The following is an 18,970-nucleotide window of genomic DNA, read 5'->3' as shown; positions in this document are numbered from 1 at the left end:
TTGCCCACAATCATTGTCCAGCTCGCTATTCTGCGGGTGCGGACCGCGCATTTCCACGCGCGGGATTGTCTGCGGTGAGCGCTTGGGCGACACTTCGACTCATGATCGAGCACTCCACAGAGGCAAAGTTGGCCGCGCTTGCGGCTCAGGTTGGCCAGCGCCTGCTGGCGCTGGGGCTGATGGTCGCGCCCGCCGAGTCCTGCACTGGCGGCTGGGTCGCCAAGACACTGACCGACGTCGCCGGCAGCAGCGCTTGGCTGGACCGTGGCTTCGTGACCTATAGCAATGCCGCTAAAGTGGAGATGTTGGGGGTTTCCGCCGAGACACTCGACGCCCATGGTGCGGTGAGCGAGGCCGTGGTGCGGGAGATGGTGCGCGGGGCCCTGCAGCATAGCTGCGCCCAAGTCGCGGTCGCCATTAGCGGGATTGCAGGCCCAGGTGGCGGCACCGCAGACAAAGCTGTCGGCACCGTCTGGCTGGCTTGGGGGCGCGAGGGCAGCGAGCCCGTCGCGCGTCGCCGCCATTTCGCGGGGGATCGGGAGCAGGTGCGGGCGCAATCAGTTGAAGCGGCGCTCGACGGCCTCTTGGCGCTACTGTAAGGCCATGGCCGAGCCTTGGTTTCTGGCGCTCTGGCCAGGGCCGCAGACGCGCGATGCTCTGGTTCGCGAAACCCGAGGCGCGCTGCCGCCGGCGGCGAGGGCAGTGCATCCAGCGGATCTGCATCTGACGCTCGTGTTTCTGGGGGAGTTGGACGCCGCCCGGCTTTCTTGTGCTGAAGCGGTTGCGGCCGCTGTGTTCGCGCCGCCGTTCCAGCTTGAGATCGACCGCATTGGCCAGTTCGCGCGAGCCCGCGTCCTCTGGTGCGGCCCCTCGCGGACCCCGGAGGTCCTGGCGGCCTTGGTACGGGGGCTCCAGTCGGGATTGGAGCGCTGCGGCATTCCTTTTGATCGTCGCCCCTATCGTCCGCATTTGACGCTGGCGCGAAAGGTGTCGAACCATGAGGGGCATGCGCTGTCGGGGACCGTCGCTTGGTCCGTGCGTGAGCTTGTCCTCGCCTATGGCGTGCCTGGGAGCAAGCCCAGATATCGCATTCATCGGCGCTGGCCCTTGTCGACTTCGTCAGGGCCGCCTGTGCTCAGTTGATCGCTTGCCGTTCGCCGCGTCTGATGCGCCTGCGACTTCGGGATGGTCTCTCGGTGTGCTCCGCGAGACATCTGCTCGTCATTGTCGGCAGCTAGGCTGCGCCTTGTCCCCGCGAGGCTCGGCTCGGAGCCATCTTAAGTGCTGTCGGAAATGACGCGGTCCGCTGGGCTATGCAATAATTATCGGCTTATCAAGAGGGCTATCCTGGCCGCAATCCATTCCCTGCTCGTTCGGGCTCCGCTGAAGGACTCGCGGCGGTGGCGGGGAAATGACGCACACGTGGAGACCGGATGGACGAGAATCGCAAGAAGGCGCTAACCGCCGCCCTGGGACAGATCGAGAAGCAATTCGGCAAGGGCTCTGTCATGCGCATGGGCGACGCCGGTGCCGTGCGTAACATCGAAGCTATCTCGACCGGCTCGCTTGGGCTCGACCTGGCGCTCGGCATCGGCGGTGTTCCGCGTGGCCGTGTCATCGAGATCTACGGTCCCGAGTCGTCCGGTAAGACCACGCTGACGCTGCATATCGTGGCCGAGGCGCAGAAAGTCGGTGGCACTGCGGCCTTCGTGGACGCGGAGCATGCCCTAGACCCTGTCTATGCCGAGAAGCTCGGCGTCAACATGAACGACCTCTTGGTCTCGCAGCCGGATACCGGCGAGCAGGCCTTGGAAATCACCGACATGCTGGTGCGCTCCGGCGCCGTGGACGTGGTGGTCATCGACTCGGTCGCGGCCCTCACGCCCAAGGCGGAGATCGAGGGCGAGATGGGCGACTCCCACGTCGGGCTGCAGGCGCGGCTGATGTCGCAGGCGCTGCGCAAGCTGACGGGGAACATCAAGCGCTCGAACTGCTGCGTGATCTTCATCAATCAGATCCGCATGAAGATCGGCGTCATGTTCGGCTCGCCCGAGACCACCACCGGCGGCAATGCGCTCAAGTTCTATGCCTCCGTGCGTCTGGATATCCGCCGCACCGGGAGCATCAAGAAGGGCGATGAGGTCATCGGCAACGAGACCAAGGTCAAGGTGGTCAAGAACAAGGTTGCTCCGCCCTTCAGGCAGACCGAGTTCGACATCCTCTATGGTCAAGGCATTTCTCGTGAGGGTGAGATCATCGACCTGGGCGTGGCGAACGGCTTCGTCGAGAAGTCAGGCGCTTGGTACAGCTATGACGGCAATCGCATCGGTCAGGGCAAGGATAACGTGCGCAATTTCCTCTGCGAGCATCCGGAGATCGCACAGGGCATCGAAGCTAAGATCCGCGACAAGTTGCTGCCGAAGGCCGAGGCTGAGACGCCTGCCGAGGCACCGGCGGGGGATTGACACTGAGTGCCTCTCGGCCTGAGAGTGCGCAGCCCGATTCGGAGCGCGACATCGAGCGGCTGGCACTCAAACTGCTCGGGATGCGCGAGCACTCTCGCTTGGAGCTGATGCGCAAGATTCAGGCGCGCGGCTACGGCGCGGATGATGCCGAGGTCGTGCTCGATCAGCTGGAGCGCGAGGGCGCCTTGGACGCTGGCCGTTTGGTCGAGCATTACGTCTCGGAGCGGGCCGCAAAGGGCTTTGGACCCTTGAGAATCGGCGCCGAGTTGCGTGTCAAGGGGCTGGCCGATGATCTTATCGACGGCCAGTTGAGTGCAATGCAAGATGCCTGGCCTCAGTACCTAGCGAAGGCGCATGAGCGCCGCTTTCGCGGATGCAGGCCCGTTGATCGGGCAGAGCTGGCGAAGCAAGCCCGTTTCCTCGATCAGCGCGGCTTCCCGACCGAGACCGTCCTGCGCTTCCTGCGATTCGACGACTGAATCAGATTCAATGACCGACCGGACCCCGGCTGCGAGCGGTCCATTCGAGAACTCCCAAATGACCACCAGTGCAGAGCTTCGAGCCAGCTTCCTCGAGTATTTCGAGCAACGCGGACATGAGCGGGTTGTCTCCAGCCCCCTGATCCCGGCGAACGATCCCACCCTGCTGTTCACCAATGCGGGCATGGTCCAGTTCAAGGAGGTCTTCCTGGGGCGGGAGCGGCGCGACTATAGCCGGGCGGTCAGCTCGCAGCGCTGTGTTCGGGCCGGCGGCAAGCATAACGACCTGGAGAACGTCGGCTACACCGCACGGCATCACACCTTTTTCGAGATGCTGGGCAATTTCAGCTTCGGCGATTACTTCAAGCGCGATGCGATCGAATTCGCCTGGGACTATCTCACGGGGGTGCTCAAGCTCCCGCCGGAGCGGCTGTGGGTGACGGTCTTCACGGAGGACCAGGATGCCGCCGATATTTGGCTGAATGAGCTGAAGGTCGATCCGAGCCGCTTTTCGCGCTGCGGCGCCAAGGACAATTTCTGGTCGATGGGCGATACCGGTCCCTGCGGCCCCTGTTCCGAGATCTTCTACGACCATGGTCCGGAGATTGCCGGCGGCCCACCTGGCTCGCCGGACGAGGACGGAGACCGCTACGTCGAGATCTGGAACCTGGTGTTCATGCAGTACAACCGTGATGCCGAGGGCAAGCTGACCCCGCTGCCGCGTCCTTCGGTGGACACTGGCATGGGGCTGGAGCGCTTGGCTGCGGTGATGCAGGGGGTTCACAGCAACTACGACATCGATCTCTTCCGCAGTCTCATCGCAGCCGCGGCCGAGGTGACGGGTTGCGGCGATCTGGGCGACAAGTCGCTGCGGGTGATCGCGGATCACATTCGCGCGACCGCCTTCCTCATTGTCGACGGCGTGACGCCGGGCAACGAGGGGCGTGGCTATGTGCTGCGGCGCATCATGCGCCGCGCCATTCGCCATGGCTATCGGCTGGGCTGCGCCGAGCCCTTCTTCCACCGGCTGCTCGCCCCCCTGATCGCCGAGATGGGTGCGGCCTATCCTGAGCTGAAGGCGGGTCAGGCGCACGTCGAGCGCATCATCAAGCTCGAGGAAGAGCGTTTCGCCGAGACGCTCGAGCACGGCATGCGGATCCTCGAGGAAGCGATCGCTGGGATGTCCGACGGCGTCATCCTCGGCGAGACCGTCTTCAAGCTCTACGACACCTACGGATTCCCGACCGACTTGACTGCCGATATCGCCCGAGAGCGCGGTTTGGCCCTGGACATGAAGGGCTTCGAGTCCGCCATGGCCGAGCAGAAGGAGCGCGCACGCGCCGCCAGTCAGTTCGGAGCGACGCAGTCGCTGGAGATTGAGGTCCAAGGCGAGACTGATTTTTGCGGCTATGACCGGCTTCAGGAAGAGGCGACCGTGGTGGCGGTCTACAAAGACGGCGAGTCCTGCGACCTGCTGGAGGCGGGCGAAGAGGGGCTGGTCATCCTCGACGTGAGCCCCTTTTACGGCGAGTCGGGCGGCCAGGTCGGCGACTGCGGTTGGCTGACGACCGAGACTGCGCGCTTCGAGGTGCAGGGGACGCAGAAGAAGGGCGAGGCTGTGCTGGTTCACGTCGGGCAGGTCAGCGAGGGTCAGCTCGCCGTGGGTGACCGCGTCGAGGCGCGCGTTGATGCCGATCGTCGTAACGCGATCGCCTTGAACCACTCGGCAACTCATTTGCTCCACGCGGCTTTGCGTGAGGTGCTGGGTGAGCACGTGCAGCAAAAGGGGTCCTTGGTCGGGCCGGAGCGCCTGCGCTTCGATTTCTCGCACTTCGAGCCTGTCTCGCGCCAGCAGCTCCTCACCATCGAGCGGCTCGTCAATCAGGAGATCCGCGCCAACCACATGGTCGAGACCCGCATCATGAGCCTGGACGATGCCAAGGACTCTGGGGCCATGGCGCTGTTCGGCGAAAAGTATGCCGATCAGGTGCGCGTCCTCCGCATGGGTGATTTTTCGACCGAACTCTGTGGCGGTACCCATGTGAAGGCGGTCGGCGACATTGGTTTGTTCAAGGTCGCCTCCGAGACGGGTATCGCCGCCGGCGTTCGCCGCATCGAGGCCGTGACCGGCGCGACGGCGCTGGACTGGGTCGAGGCCGACGAAGATCGGATCTTGCGGCTTGCGGGGCTGCTCAAGGGGGGGCGTGACGACGTCGATGAGCGTGTCGTTCAGTTGATGGACAAGGCCCGTCGACTGGAGAAGGAACTGGAGCAGCTCAAGTCCAAGCTGGCGAACTCCGCCGGACAGGATCTAGCTGCCCAGGCCATCGAGGTCGCGGGGGTCAAGGTCCTTTCGGCGCGTCTCGATGGCGCTGATCCCAAGAGCCTGCGAGCCACCCTGGATCAACTCAAGGACAAGCTCGGCAGCGCGGTGGTCGTTCTGGCGACCGAGTCGGACGGCAAGGTCAGCTTAGTCGCTGGTGTGACCAAGGATCTGACCGATCGCGTCAAGGCCGGCGACCTCATTCGCGAGGTCGCGCAACAGGTCGGTGGCAAGGGCGGGGGTCGGCCCGACATGGCGCAGGCCGGCGGCAGCGATCCGGCGGGCATCCCCGCCGCGTTGGACCTGGTCTCGGGTTGGGTTGCGGGTCGTCTCAGTGCTTGACGCATCGCGCGGCAGTCGGCTTGTGCGAGCAAGTGCTGATTAGCGTGAAACCGAGAATGGTCGAAGTAGAGCGATACAGGAATCATCCATGGCGCTGATCGTGCAGAAGTACGGCGGGACTTCCGTTGGGACCGTCGAGCGCATCATGGCGGTTGCCGAGCGTGTGAAACGCTGGCGTGATCAGGGGCACCAGGTCGTGGTGGTCGTCTCTGCGATGTCGGGCGAGACCGATCGCCTCATCGGTTTGGCGAGACAGATTCAGCCGCTTCCCGAGCCGCGTGAACTCGACGTGCTGCTCTCCACCGGTGAGCAGGTCACCATTGCGCTGCTCAGCATGGCGCTGCAGGCGCATGACTGTCCCGCGCGCTCCTACACCGGCGCCCAGGTCCACATCCTGACCGATAGCGCGCACAACAAGGCGCGCATCCGCGATATCGACGGCGCGCGCGTGCGCGCCGATCTCGACGCGGGGCGCGTGGTGGTGGTGGCCGGGTTTCAGGGGATCGACGAGCAAGGCGATATCACGACACTGGGGCGCGGCGGCTCGGACACCTCGGCGGTTGCGATCGCGGCCGCCCTCAAGGCTGACGAGTGCCAAATCTACACCGACGTCGACGGGGTTTACACGACGGATCCGCGCGTCGAGCCCAAGGCGCGCAAGCTCGACCGCATCACCTTCGAGGAGATGCTGGAAATGGCCAGCCTGGGCTCCAAGGTGCTTCAGATCCGCTCGGTCGAGTTTGCCGGAAAGTACCGAGTCCCGCTGCGCGTGCTCTCGAGCTTCGAGGAAGGTGAGGGCACCCTGATTACATTCGAGGAAAATGCCGTGGAAGACGCCCAGATCTCAGGTATCGCCTTCAGCCGCGACGAGGCCAAGCTGACCGTGCTTGGTGTACCGGACCAGCCCGGTGTGGCGTCTCAGATCCTGGGGCCGATCGCCGATGCGAACATCGAAGTCGACATGATCGTGCAGAACATCGCGGCGCAGGAGGCGACAACCGATTTCACCTTCACGGTGCATCGCAACGATTACACGCGCGCGCTGGAGATTCTGCGTCAAACGGCCAATCACCTCGGGGCGCGAGAGGTCCTCGGTGATCCGCAAATCGTCAAGATCTCTCTGGTGGGTGTGGGCATGCGTAGCCATGCGGGCATCGCAAGTCGCATGTTCGCAAGTCTGGCGAAAGAAGGGATCAACATTCGCATGATTTCGACCTCCGAGATCAAGATTTCGGTCGTCGTCGACGAGAAATACCTCGAACTTGGGGTGCGGACCTTGCACGACGCCTTTGGCTTAGAGAGTGCCGAGCTTGCCTAGCGCGGAACAACCTGCCTCAAGCGCTTGTGGTGCGAAAGCTCATCTGCTTGACGACGAGTTGGACCTGAAAGCCAAAAGGGTCACGTCGCCGTTGGTAGGGCGAATGGCCGAATGATTTGCGTCTCAAGGCAGCGGGAGCAACCAATGCTTTCTATTGTAAATCCACGCCTAAGCCGGAGGGTTACACGCAAGCTGCAGGGCGCGTGCTTTGCGGGTCGATCTCGGTCTCTCGGGTTTTTTTCTTAGGTTTCTGTTTTTGAAGTTGTTATTCTGGTCGTGTTTGCCGCTCAGTGGCTCCTGAGAAATTGGGCTACACTACTTAAGTCGGGCATTTTAGCCGTTGGTCGGAAACGCAGCGTCGTTTTGTCTTGTATTCGACAAGATCGACCAAAATTGCAGTGAATAGTCAGATATCATTGCAACCTGCGGTTCGACTACCGAACGGCCTGTGCGAACTGATAGAATTCCAGAGCAGGGCGCTTGCCTTAGCCCTTGGTGTGGGGGTGATTCAATCGCCTGACTGCGGCCATTCGAGCCTAAGCGGTGGCGCAGACAGGTGCATCATCATCGAGTCGGATAAGGATCTAGAGGGAGAACGAAACAATGTTGATTTTGACTCGCCGAGTTGGCGAAACTCTGATGATCGGCGACGAAGTCACGGTGACCGTGCTTGGAGTCAAGGGCAATCAAGTGCGCATTGGCGTCAACGCGCCACGCGACGTGGCCGTCCATCGCGAAGAGATCTACGAGCGTATCAAACGCGAGCAGGCCGAGGTTGGTCAGGGCGCAGACACTGTGAATCACGCCGGTCAGCTCGACTAACTAGAACACCGCGTGCCGGGTGTGATATAATGCCCGGCCTTGAGAGGAAGGTGCTTCTAGCACGCTCAAGATGCGCAAAGTTTGATACGGAACCGAGCAGGTCTTAGCTTAAAAGCGTTGTATCGTTCCGAAACGCGCTCACGGAGAGGTGGCCGAGTGGCTGAAGGCGCTCCCCTGCTAAGGGAGTATAGGTTAATCCCCTATCGAGGGTTCGAATCCCTCTCTCTCCGCCATACATTTTAGAATTGCTTTTGCAATTCAATTGCTTGCGCATCTGCTTGTGCAAGCAGTCCCCCACTAAGAAGTCGCCTAACATTCATCGATCGATAATTATCGGTGTCTGTTCGATTGCCTACTGACCGATTCCAGCGTCCCTGACTTAGCCTAGCGTCTACCATCGTCCGGAAGAGGCATCATTCCCGGCCAGCTCGCTAGATAGCGCCAGACCGCCTGTGTCGCCAGGCATTCGTGCCGGGCCTGACGTGGCTCGTGTGGCCAGGCGAAGCCGACGTGACGAGCGGCCGTCGTCAGGCTCTGCCAACGGTAGGCGCCTCGGCGGGTGTTCCACTCACCATAGACGGGCGCGAATTCGCGCATCACGCATCGGATCTCGGCCACACCAGCCAGGACCCGAGCCAGGCCAGAGCTACGAGCATCGATCGGGGCGTTGAAGATCGCCACGCGCTGCCCGCGGATCGCCGGCTCAATCAGCGGCAGCAGCCCGCGTAGGGTGGAACGCCGATAGGCGGTTCCACCATTCGGCATCCACCGGCGTTGGCGGTTTGCGCTGACCTTGGCCTGGCGGATCACCCTCTCGGGCATCCGCCCTACGCGGTTGCCTTTCAACAAGGAGGCGGGATGTCGAGATATCGCCGCTATCACGTTCGGGGCGGGACTTATTTCTTCACGATCAACCTGCTTGAGCGGCGCTCGGATCTTCTGGTGCGCCATATCGATGCCCTACGCGATGCTGTGCGTTTGACCCGACGGCAGCGGCCGTTTCATATCGACGGTTGGGTGGTGCTGCCGGACCACATGCATTGCGTCATCACCCTGCCGGAAGGCGACGATGATTTCTCGAACCGGATCAAGGCGATAAAGATCCGTTTCGTGCGCTCCATTCCCATGACGGAACGTCGCAGCCGTACCCGTGTCGCACGCGGCGAGCGTGGGATTTGGCAGCGCCGCTTCGGGAGCATGCGATCCGTGACGAGGTGGATTATGCTCGGTACATGGATTATCTCCATTTCAATCCGGTCAAGCATGGCCATGTCGTGGCGGTTCGTGACTGGCCCTATTCGACATTCCACCGTCTTGTCTCGGTCGGTCTCTACCCGCTCGATTGGGGACTCGCTCCGCTCGAATCGATTTCTGCTGGAGAGCGTTGATCGATGCAGGCAGCGTGGTTTGAGGTGAACGAGAGTGAACCCCAACATCCGCAAGCCCGAGTAGGGTGGAACGCGATAGCGGTTCCGCCATTTGGTATCCACCGATGTTGGGGGTCTGCGTCCACCGTGGCTTGGCGGATCGCCCTCTCGGGCATCCGCCCTACGCGGTTGCCTTTCAACAAGGAAGCCCGCGTAGGGTGGAACGCCGATAGGCGGTTCCACCATTTGGTATCCACTGGCGTTGACGTTTTTGCGCTGACCTTGGCTTGGCGGATCGCCCTCTCGGGTATCCGCTCTCCGCAGCCCGCGTAGGGTGGAACGCCGATAGGCGGTTCCACCATTTGGCATCGGCCGGCGTTGACGTTTTGCGCTGACCTTGGCCTGGCGGATTGCCCTCTCGGGCATCCGCCCTACGCAGCTTCGACGCGAAAGCCCGCGTAGGGTGGAACGCCGATAGGCGGTTCCACCATTTGGCATCCAACGGCATTGGCGTTTTGCGCTGACCTTGGCCCGGCGGATCGCCCTCTCGGGTATCCTACGCAACTTCGACGCGAATGGCGGTTGGCTAACGCGAAAGCCCGCGGGTGGACAAGCCAGAGCGAAGTCCACCGAATCCCGCGCCGTTGTTGGTGGACTGCGCTGCGCTTGTCCACTACAGAACACGGCTGGCCCCAAGGATGATCGACGCCGGTTTATCCAAGGCCTTTGGTGCGGCGAGCGGTGCATGCGGGCCCGCAACGGTTGCCGAGGTTACACTAAGTCTTGCGGGGGCGTTTCAATCGCTGCTCAGACAGCATTTCTTGTATTTCTTGCCGCTGCCGCATGGGCAGGGGTCATTACGCCCGACCTTTTTCTTTCCTCCCAAGAAAGCGGGGTGGAGTCTGACAGCATTGACTCGGTTGAGCCTGTCGAGCAAGTTGTTGTAGAGCTGCGCGAATTGTCCCGCAATGTCGCGCGGCTGGCCGACTTCGGAGAGGAGGAATCGCCAACGCTCCTTCGCTGCGAGCGCCTGCTCGAGCAGGGTCATTGCCTCCGCGAGCCGTCCATCACCCATGCGCGCACTGGCTTCGAGCAGGACGGCCTCGACGGCATTGGGATCGAGTTCGAGCGCCTTAGCGCGGAAGCGTGCCGCGAAATGGGGTCTCGATAGCGCGATTTGATAGCAATAAGCAAGTCTCAACCAGTCGGCGAGCCGCGATGAGTCGGCGTCCACGGCCGCCTGGCAGGTCGCCAAGACACGTCCGATCGCCTGCGTCTTGCCATTCATCGAGGCGTTGAAGGCTTTGATGATTTTGCTTTGGATGGGGGCTCCTGCCTTGCTCTGAGTCGCCAGTATCAGAAGCTCCCCCATGACTGCGAGCGTGGCTTCGGTCGTGAGCCTGAGATCACTCCAGTTGCCGCAGGCCACGCAGGCGACCTCCTCGGCGAGGATTGGCTGAATGTCGGGATCTTTGGGGGCGACCGCGATGCAGCCTACTTGGTAGCTGTTGACCGATCCGCAGTCTGGGCAGCTCAGGGTCAATCGCAGGGTTTCTCGAGCCAAGTTGCCTCCCATCAGCGCGGCAAGCTGCTCCCGATGTTCTTTGCGACGCACCAGCACCCGTTGTCCGACGTCTGCGAGTTGCGCCTTGTCAGCGTCGAGCAAGGTTCCGGTTACATAGAAGGCCTCGTCGAGGAGAGACTGTTTACGTGGCAGCAGTGGCTCCAAGCGCTCCAGCAGCCTTGGATCCGGGGCAGCCGAGACCAGCCGCGTCCAGGATTCCGGATCCTCCGCCAACAGCTCATCTTGGTGGTCCAGCCCGAGTCGGACGGCCGGCTCGCCGCCGATGCCTTCGATCACCGATAGGCCGTAGATCTGCTGAGTGGTGTCCAGCGTCTTCCAGTCCCGAAGCAGGGCGTCGGCGGCTGGTGCACCGATACGGATGAGTGCGTCCCGCGCCACCTCAGCTGCCACATTTCCAGAGTCCTCGTTGATGGCGACCATCAGGGAGGGGATGAATGCCTCCCAACCCAAACGTCCCATGCATTCGGCGATCGCCTCGGCGCCAAAGGTGACGAGTTCCTTGGCGAGCGCCTTGATGAGCGCTGGTGCGACCTCTTCGGGCGGGAAGGCTTCCAGGCGCCGGTAGAGCGCGTCGAGATGACGTTGGAACTCGATATCGACCGACAGCAGCTCCACCACGGACGGCAGCGAGAGCGACGAGGCGTCCAGCTCGGACAGCTCGCAGGATGCGGCGACCGCGCCGACGAGCATGTCCGCGAGAGCCTCCCTGTGCTGCGAGTGCTCGCCTGTCGTTACGCTCTCGACGATGGCAAGCAGGTGCGCGCGGGCGGGCTCTGGAACGAAGCGCTCGACCTCTGTGGTCAGGTCGGGCAGCTTGGGATCGTCTTGGCAGAGCCTATCGAGCTGCTCGAGCGGGGCATCGTCGCGGAAGAGGGCGCTGAGGCCAAGAAACCTCTGCTCAGTCTGATTCGCGCGGATCTCCGATGCCAAACGGAAGTAGGGGCTTGTGCCGAGGATGCCGGAGCCGATCGCGTTCAACACAGCCTGAAAGCGGTCATCTTGGGCATTCGTCGTCAAGCGTTCCCTTGCGGCATCCAGCGCAATCTCGGCGTCGATGGCGAAGCCGAACCGAATGATCGCGTCGAGCAGCAATGTTCGATCCCGTTGCGATAAACGCCCGTCCGCAGCAGCGGCTGCAATGTGCTGGAGTAACTCAGAACGTCCCGGTTCGGGAAGCAACGGCAGGGTTTCGGCAATTCTCGCGAGCGTGAAGACGTCATAGGCATGGCGAGAAATCGCATCTCGGAAGCACGCGAGCGCAAGGTCAGGTGCGACCCGGCCAAAGACGAATGCCGCCTGGTGGGCGAGGTTGTTGCTCCAGCCGCTCCAACGTGCGCTGATCGCTCCGCCGAGGCTTGCGAATCGCTCTGTCGGCAGTTCGCGAAAGAGACGCCCGAGAAGTTCCTCTTCATTGCTATCCAGCCAGCGCTGCAGCGTCACTTCGTCGAACCAGTTCGACTCCATGGCGTGCCTGCGGGATGCGCCCGCCGGCGCAGCATCCTTATAGCGGTCGATCGCCCAATCCATCAGGATGGGATCATTGAGCTTGCCCTTCGCAAGATCGATCAGGTTAGTCATCAAGAGCCCCCTCGCGTTGAAGGGGCCGAATTATTCCAGGTGATCCTGACGTCGTCGAGCAGTGCCGCGAGTGGTTTTGCGTGCGGCGTGGGAGCGACGGTGCGCTCGGCACCGAGTTGATCCGAGCGCGCGCAGGTGGCATGGGGGTGACGGTTGTCGGCCAGTCGCTGAAGCTTCCTTTGATGCCGACAGCCCCTGGACGAGGCCGGCAGTGCGCCCTGACCGGCAGATGGCCCTGAGGTGACGGCGCCGATCAGCCGTGGATGACCGCGTCGACAACGCCCATCGCGCGGTCGAGAACCTCCATCGGGGTGTAGAAGTGAGGCGAAAAACGGATGCCTCCGCCCCTGTGCGCGCAGAGAACGCGGCGCGCCATGAGTTCAGCATAGAGGTGGTCCGAGGCGACACCCGGGACGCGAAAGGTGAGGATCCCCGCGCGCCGCTCAAGCTCGCGCGGCGTGAGCAGATCGAAGCCGCGCGCGTCGATCAGCCTAATCAGGTGATCAACCCGCGCTTGGAGCCTCTCCCGTACCTGATCCATCCCGACCTCTTCAAGCAAGGAGAGGCTGGCCTCCAGGGCGTGCACCCCCAGCAGGTTTGGGCTGCCGCACTCGAAGCGTCGCGCGCTGGCGGCCGGCGCCCAGTCGGTGCGGTCGAAATCACCGCAGTGCTCGACCATGTGCCAGCCGAATTGGTGCAGGCTGAGCTGGTCTCTCAGCTCGGGCCGCACATAGAGCAGGGCCACGCCCTCTGGCCCGAGCATCCACTTGTGCCCGTCCGCCACGACGAAATCCGCTTGGGTGCTGGCGAGATCAAAGGGCAGGGCGCCGAGCCCCTGGATGGCATCGACGCAAAAAAGCACGCCCTTGTCCTGACAGAAGGCGCCGATTCGCTTGAGGTCCAAGCGCAGACCGCTGGCGTACTGCACCCAGCTAATGGCGATCATGCGGGTGCGCGCGTCGCAGCGTGCGATGAGGTCGCCTTCCGGATCGGTCGATGCCTCAAGGTCCAAGGCGCGCCACTCCACCCCTCGATCCGCCAGCGATTCCCAAACGATGCGATTGGATGGGAACTCCTGCCTGATGCCGATGATGTTGTCACCAGGCTCCCAGGTGAGCCCCTGTGCGATGATCGAGAGCGCCTCGGATGTGTTCTTGGCGAGCGCGATGTCGTCTGCCGAGTCCGCCGCGATCAAGCGCGCCAAACGCTCGCGCAGCCGTTGCTCCACGCCGAGCCATTGCGGATAGCCCAGGGACCCCTGGCGGCTGTTCTCCCTGGCGAACTGAGCGACGACCTCGGCCGTGCGCCTAGGCCAGGGTCCGACCGCGGCGTGATTGAGATGGCAGAGGTCTGGCGCGAGTGGAAACTCCTCCGTCATCCGGCGTCGGCCGCGGGCGGCGGCGGGGCCGATGCAGCCGGCGCGGGTGCGGGCGCGGGCGCGGCGGGAACCGAAGCCGCGGGCTTTGGCGCCGCAGCAGGCTTCTCGACGACAGGGGCTGAGGGCTCCTGCGCGGGCTTGGGGGCGGCGATCTGAGTCGGCTCCGCCGGCTTGGCCGGCTTTGGCGCTGCGACCTCGGGAGGTGTCGGCTCGGGCAGGGGCTCGGCCGCGACTGGCTGCGGGTCAGCCTCTACGGCGGCTGGGGGCTCAGCCGCTTTAGGCGCTGGCGTTGGGGCTTGGGCCTGTGCTGTCTCGACCGATGGCTCTGGCGCGGAGGGCGCCGGCTCCTGAGTCACTGTCGGTGCGCTCTGTTGCGCTGCGACTGAAGTCTCGGCGCTATCCTCGGCCGGCGCGCGCATGTGCGTCTCGCGCGGGGGCGAAGTCTCAAGGGTCTGGGTGGCGGCCGAGCTGTCTTTCGCCTGAGCCGTCTGGGTGACGGCAGCCGCCGCCGCGACGGTGCCGGCGGCTGCGGCAGGTGCGGCAGCTGGCGTGGACTCGGCAACGCTGGTCGCGACGGGCGTCGTCGCGGCCTTCTTCGTGGGCTGCTTGGCGGCGGCGGCTACCCGCTTGCGTTCGGCGGCGCGTTTCGCCGCGATAGCGCGCTGCTTGGCGACATAGTCCCCATAGCTCGGCCCCTTGCCGACGATCTCCACCGATGTTCCCTCGGACACGTGCTTGAAGGCGAGTGGCGCGAACTTGCTGGGCATGCGGATACAGCCGTGCGAGGCGGGGCTGCCCGGCCGTGGAATGGGGCCGGCGTGGAGCCCCACGCCGTCGTAGGTCAGTCTCATGAAGTAGGGCATCTTGGCCCCTTCAAAGGTCCCGCCTGCGGGAATGGAGTCACGACCAACCTTGACACTGCGTTTGACGACCTTGCCGTTCTTGACGACCTTGCCGTAGAGGTTGGAGCGCTTGTTCGCGACCTTCTCCATTACCTCGAACTGACCGGTTGGGGTGGGGTGCTTGGACACACCTGTCGCCACGGTTGCCCAGCCGATCTCTTCGTTGTCGGCGTAGAAGCGTGCCTTCTGCTCGTTGGTATTGATGACGATGCGCGTGACGGATCTGCCGTCCCCATTCCATTCGTAAAGCGGGGCCTTTTTCGGCTTTTCGACTGGCTTCTTCTCTTTGGACGCCGGGATGGGGGCGGGCTCGGCTGGCTCCTCAACGGCGACGACCGCTTCCGCCTTCTTGTCGGGCTTCGCGGTGAAGCGCGCCAATCCGTCGCAGCCAAGCAGGCTCAGGGCGATGAGCGAGCTGAGCGCGATCTTGAGCGAACCCAAGGGAAGGGAGAGGGTGTTGTCAGTGTGAGTCATAGATGTCATTCCCGAGCGATGGGGGCACTCTGGTAGTTTCTTGCCTGTGCGTCCGCCTTCTGGACCGCAGCGCAGATGCCGGACGTTTCAAATGAGCTTCCTGGAGAGATCGCGTGCGAGCGTTCACGTCACTTTCGGGTCGCCACGCCGCACCGCTGGTGCGGGAGCACTGGTCTTGCTGCGAAGCCAAGTCATTGTTGACTTGCTAGCATACCCCGCGAAGCGTCCGAGAACACCCCTAAACCTATAATCTCAATGCTTTCTCTACCAATAGACTGCAGGTGGGCGCTGAAGTGCGGTCGAGGTGAGCCGAAAGCCTCCCGCCGGCGAGCGGCCGTTGGGTGCCGAGGGCACACCCCCTGTTTGGAGATGAGGCTGCCAAGGCAGGACGCTGGGTGCTCCCTATGATTTCGCACTTTGGCTGAGCGGCGTCGCGAGCGTCTTGGTGCCGGCGTCTTCAGGGACGCGAATCCGGCGCCATCGGCGTTGATCATTGGGCCGCCCAGTTTCAGGCAGAGCGACGCGGGAGCGGCGCCTCGCCGCGATCGCGCGCCCGTCGCGGCGAGGCGCCGCTCCCACCGAGCGCGCGCTTGGATCGCAGAATGATCGAGGCCGCGCCATCTGCGATGCGATTTCCCGGCAATCGCCTTATTCCGCGATCAAGATCCCCACGTCTTCGGGGGCGTGGAAAGGATCCCCTTCGTCGGAAGTCTCTTCGGTCAGACCGAGTTCGATCTGGGTGTTGGTTGGGTTGGCGTAACGCAGGAAGACGGGGTCGAGTTCGACACTGCTGACGACATCTCCCAGGACGGTGGGGTGCAGGTTGCAGGTCGGTCGCGGATAGCTCAGGGACCGAGGCGCGTCGTCCAGGGATTGAAAGAAGACATCGATTTGCAGGCCCTCGCTGGTGATGCCCTGGCCCGCCTGCGCCGCAATCCAGCTGATCCGCTCGGGCAGGTGGCCGTCGCGCTTGGTCTTCTGCTCGTCCATGGCGAGGTCGAAACCCCAGACACCCAGGTTGTCGATCCGGGTGGTGACCGCGTCGCTGTCATTGCTCGACAGGATGCTCGCGAAAACCGCGGGCGGTATCAGCCCGTCCGGCGCCAGATTGGCGGAGAAGGTCACACCGCTCCATTCGCCGGCGCGAGCAAGGGCGCTGGTGGCGAGCTTGCGCGCTTCGATGGTGAGTCCACCCAGGTTGTGCGGGCCCGTGATGGGGCGCGTGGCCTCGGCGACCATGAAGAAGACATCCTCGGGCCTGTGCGCGCCGTCGAGATAGTCCCACTCCTGATAACGCAGTCGAGCGAAGTCTCCGCTGACGTCAGTGAGGCGCATGACGCCAGGATCCCCGTCCGCGCTTGAAACAGGCTTGGCGATGACGACCGGGTCGAGGTAGTGCTTGGCGAAGGGCAGGACTTGCCAGCCATGGTCGACGCCGCGCAGCAGCCCCCATTCGAGCTGGGCGTCACCCGTGGGCTCGAGTCGGCGCAGGGCCGTGGTGTCGCTGTCGTTGAAGCTGACCTGCTGGGCGAAGAGCTGACGGCCCAGTGCCAGCAGGTGCAGCGTCTCATCGGTGTGATCGACCTCGCCATCGCGCGATGTTTCTTCCTCGAGCTTGAGACGCTGGCTGACAGCCGGTACCCAATGCCCGTTGCCTGCCAAGGTTTGCAGGAGATAGGGCGCCTGCTCGTCACGCAGGTCGAGCAGGCCTGATCCGGAGGGGCTGGAGATCGCCAGGTAGCCCACAATCTCGGTGGCGTGCCCGTCGTTCAGCGCCTCTTCCTCGAACAGCGCCGCCTCGAAGCCGCTCTCCGTGACGTTGCGGGCGCGCACGGAGACCGCCTGATCCTCTTGGGTCGTCTGGACCGTCAGGAAGAGCTTTGGCGCTTCGCTGAAAGGCGTGGTGAAAGGCATGCCGGTCCAGGCCGCCGTTCCGCCGAGCGCAAAGGTGCCGACCTCCCACAGGGAGCCGTCGCTCAACCGATGGCGTCCCGGCTCTAGGACTAGGAAAGGGATGTCTTCGACATGATGGTAGTTGTCGCCAAAGTCACGGGCCAAGTAGTCCCATTCCTGAAAGCGCAGCTCGAATCCCCAGGGGCCGACGTTCCGCAGGCGGGCGACGCCCGGATGGGGGCCGCGGAAGCTCGGTGGGCCCGCGATGACGACCGCGTCCGCATAGCCGGATGGCGCTGGGACATAGGCCCAATTGTGATCGACCGCAGCCCCAGCGTTCGGGACCCAGATGGGCGCGTCGGCGGCGTCCGGGCAGGAGGTGCCGTCGTAGGGCAGGATGTCGGGCGTGACACGAACCCCGGTGGTGAAGACCTGGTCGCTCTCCAGCGGGGTCGGGATCAAGGTCGAGCCTGGAAAGGTCACCTCAATGGTGAAAGCCGTCCAGCCCTCGGGCGGCGGTGGGACATAGCCGACGTAGGTACCGTCGGGGCGGGATCGAGGTCGCTGCTGGTCCAGGCGGCGCCAAGGGTCTCCAGGCGGAAATCACGCGCCTTTGGATTCGTCGCCTGCCAGAGCCGCACCCCTTGCGGCGGTGTGTCCGTCCAGACGCGAATGGATCCGTCGGGCGCGAAGGTCCAGTCGATCTGTGGACTCGCCTTGTCGTCGAGCACATCGCTCAGCCAGGAGAGCGTCGGCAGGATGATACTGACCAGGTCTTGCCCCTGAGAATGGTCCGTGTTGAGCGAGTAGCGCAAGCGCTTGGGGCCCGGCAGACCCCACCAGTAGAACTGCGACGAGTCCGGTAGGAAGAACTGGTCGCCCGCGGAATTGACCAGCAGCTTCGGCATCGTGAGACGATCGCGGTAGGCGTAAGGGTCGATGATCTCCAGCATCGCCCGGCCAGCCGGGGTTTTCGATCGGCAGGGCAGATCGAAGGCGGCATAGTCTTGAACGGCGGGCGAATAGAATCCGTAGGCCTCCCAGTGGTGGGTGAACTGATCCGCCAGATTCAGCAGGTCGATCGAGCCTGGCAGGATGGCCTTGATTCTCGAGGCGGGGCCTTTTCGAGCCTCGACGGCCGCCGTCAGCCAGGTCGTCCAGCCGCGCTTGGAGCCGCCTATCACAATGGCGTCGTCGATACGTGGCAGCGCCGGGAAGGCGCGCGGATAGGTTGCGGAGAAGGTCTGAACCGTGTCGAGCGCGCGCACCACGGCCTTGGTCATCGGCAGCTGCGCCAGCCACTCGGGGTCTCCGGTCAGCAGGTGCTTGTCCATCCCGTAGGCGAGAATGGCGTCTTCCTCACGCGGTTCCGACTCATCGGCGAACTGCAGCGGCTGGTTGGGGATTTGACTGATCATGGCGACCACGGAGCCGGTGATCTCGGCCATGATGCCCATCACCTCGTCGTTGTTCGTGCCTGGTGAGCCGTCGTTGTGACCGCCGTTCACGATGAGGAATGCGGTGTTCTGGTTGTCCGAGTGGAAGATCCAGGGCACCGCGATCAGCACCTCATGGGTCCAGAGCACCTGATCGACTTCGGCGGGTGATCGCCACTGCTGAGACGTCATCTCGATGACATGCACGCTGTAACCCCAGCCGTGCCGCGTCTCGCGGTGGCTGTAGCCGTAGCTCGGGTCCACCTTGGCGACATAGTCGTCCAGGGCGGTGGTCTCTGCCATTGCCTGTTCTGACGGTGATACCGAGACCATGAGCAGTACCAGTGCGCAGATCGAGCGTTTTATCATGGGGCTGTTCTCTTGGTGGTGGCTGCTCCCGTGCGGGAAGCATTGCAGCATCCATCGGGCTGACACTTGCACCGAGTGTAGCGCCTTAACGCCGAAACTTGGTCGTATCCGGCCTGCAACGATCCGGCAAAGCGAGGTGGGAGCGGGGGGCCCCCCCCCCGGGGGGGGCGGGGGCGGCGGGGGGGCGCGCCCCCCCGAGGGGGGGGTGTGATAAAAGCAGCCCCCCCCCCCCCACAGGC

General features: G+C 63.6%; 13 protein-coding genes, 1 tRNA gene and 1 pseudogene. 9 read left to right on the top strand and 6 right to left on the bottom strand.

The window, feature by feature from the left end; genetic code table 11:
* Nucleotides 1–101 precede the first annotated feature (101 nt).
* The 8 genes from pncC (at nt 102) to G3480_RS15865 (ending at nt 7,982) form a co-directional block, all read left to right on the top strand.
* Nucleotides 102–599, top strand: a complete 498-nt coding sequence (gene pncC / locus G3480_RS15900) for a nicotinamide-nucleotide amidase (protein WP_164654878.1) — start codon at nt 102–104, stop codon at nt 597–599.
* A gap of 4 nt (nt 600–603) precedes the next feature.
* Nucleotides 604–1,143 carry an RNA 2',3'-cyclic phosphodiesterase gene (thpR, locus tag G3480_RS15895; protein WP_164654877.1) on the top strand — a complete coding sequence of 180 codons (540 nt, stop codon included), beginning with the start codon at nt 604–606 and terminating at the stop codon, nt 1,141–1,143.
* A gap of 290 nt (nt 1,144–1,433) precedes the next feature.
* Complete coding sequence (recA, locus tag G3480_RS15890) at nt 1,434–2,465, top strand: recombinase RecA (RefSeq protein ID WP_164654876.1); 1,032 nt, start codon at nt 1,434–1,436, stop codon at nt 2,463–2,465.
* Complete coding sequence (locus tag G3480_RS15885) at nt 2,462–2,944, top strand: regulatory protein RecX (protein ID WP_240905851.1); 483 nt, start codon at nt 2,462–2,464, stop codon at nt 2,942–2,944. The genes recA and G3480_RS15885 overlap by 4 nt, the downstream gene beginning before the upstream one ends.
* Before the next feature lie 58 nt (nt 2,945–3,002).
* Nucleotides 3,003–5,609 (top strand): alanine--tRNA ligase, encoded by a 2,607-nt coding sequence (gene alaS / locus G3480_RS15880; protein WP_164654875.1) that lies wholly within the window; start codon nt 3,003–3,005, stop codon nt 5,607–5,609.
* 88 nt (nt 5,610–5,697) lie between these two features.
* On the top strand, nt 5,698–6,927 hold the full coding sequence (locus G3480_RS15875; protein WP_164654874.1) for an aspartate kinase: 1,230 nt from the start codon (nt 5,698–5,700) through the stop codon (nt 6,925–6,927).
* 603 nt (nt 6,928–7,530) lie between these two features.
* Nucleotides 7,531–7,749: a carbon storage regulator CsrA gene (gene csrA, locus G3480_RS15870; RefSeq protein WP_164654873.1), complete on the top strand. Its 219-nt coding sequence runs from the start codon at nt 7,531–7,533 to the stop codon at nt 7,747–7,749.
* A gap of 142 nt (nt 7,750–7,891) precedes the next feature.
* Nucleotides 7,892–7,982, top strand: a tRNA-Ser gene (locus G3480_RS15865).
* Between the two features lie 151 nt (nt 7,983–8,133).
* Here the strand turns inward: G3480_RS15865 and G3480_RS15860 are convergent.
* Nucleotides 8,134–8,571 carry a hypothetical protein gene (locus tag G3480_RS15860; RefSeq protein ID WP_164654872.1) on the bottom strand — a complete coding sequence of 146 codons (438 nt, stop codon included), beginning with the start codon at nt 8,569–8,571 and terminating at the stop codon, nt 8,134–8,136.
* Nucleotides 8,572–8,607: 36 nt separating this feature from the next.
* Here G3480_RS15860 and G3480_RS15855 point away from each other — a divergent pair.
* Nucleotides 8,608–9,137: pseudogene (locus G3480_RS15855) on the top strand (REP-associated tyrosine transposase).
* 775 nt (nt 9,138–9,912) lie between these two features.
* On the opposite strand, the gene G3480_RS28430 reads toward G3480_RS15855, so the two are convergent.
* The 5 genes from G3480_RS28430 to G3480_RS15830 form a co-directional block, all read right to left on the bottom strand.
* Complete coding sequence (locus G3480_RS28430) at nt 9,913–12,279, bottom strand: SEC-C metal-binding domain-containing protein (RefSeq protein ID WP_240905850.1); 2,367 nt, start codon at nt 12,277–12,279, stop codon at nt 9,913–9,915.
* Nucleotides 12,280–12,532: 253 nt separating this feature from the next.
* Entirely contained in the window at nt 12,533–13,657 is a 1,125-nt protein-coding gene (locus tag G3480_RS15845; RefSeq protein WP_164654871.1) for an aminotransferase class V-fold PLP-dependent enzyme, read from the bottom strand.
* The gene (locus tag G3480_RS15840) at nt 13,654–15,033 is read right to left on the bottom strand and encodes a L,D-transpeptidase (protein ID WP_164654870.1); all 1,380 of its coding nucleotides are present in this window, start codon (nt 15,031–15,033) and stop codon (nt 13,654–13,656) included. Before G3480_RS15840 ends, G3480_RS15845 begins: the two co-directional genes overlap by 4 nt.
* 648 nt (nt 15,034–15,681) lie before the next feature.
* Entirely contained in the window at nt 15,682–17,388 is a 1,707-nt protein-coding gene (locus tag G3480_RS15835; RefSeq protein ID WP_164654869.1) for an H-type lectin domain-containing protein, read from the bottom strand.
* Nucleotides 17,389–17,405: 17 nt separating this feature from the next.
* Nucleotides 17,406–18,731, bottom strand: a complete 1,326-nt coding sequence (locus G3480_RS15830; RefSeq protein ID WP_164654868.1) for a PhoPQ-activated protein PqaA family protein — start codon at nt 18,729–18,731, stop codon at nt 17,406–17,408.
* Nucleotides 18,732–18,970: the final 239 nt, after the last annotated feature.

Origin of the sequence: Thiorhodococcus mannitoliphagus (genome assembly GCF_010915725.1) — a bacterium.
Taxonomy (GTDB): domain Bacteria; phylum Pseudomonadota; class Gammaproteobacteria; order Chromatiales; family Chromatiaceae; genus Thiorhodococcus; species Thiorhodococcus mannitoliphagus.
Note: the sequence above shows the minus strand (reverse complement) of the source record. Positions and strands in the feature narration are given on the sequence as shown.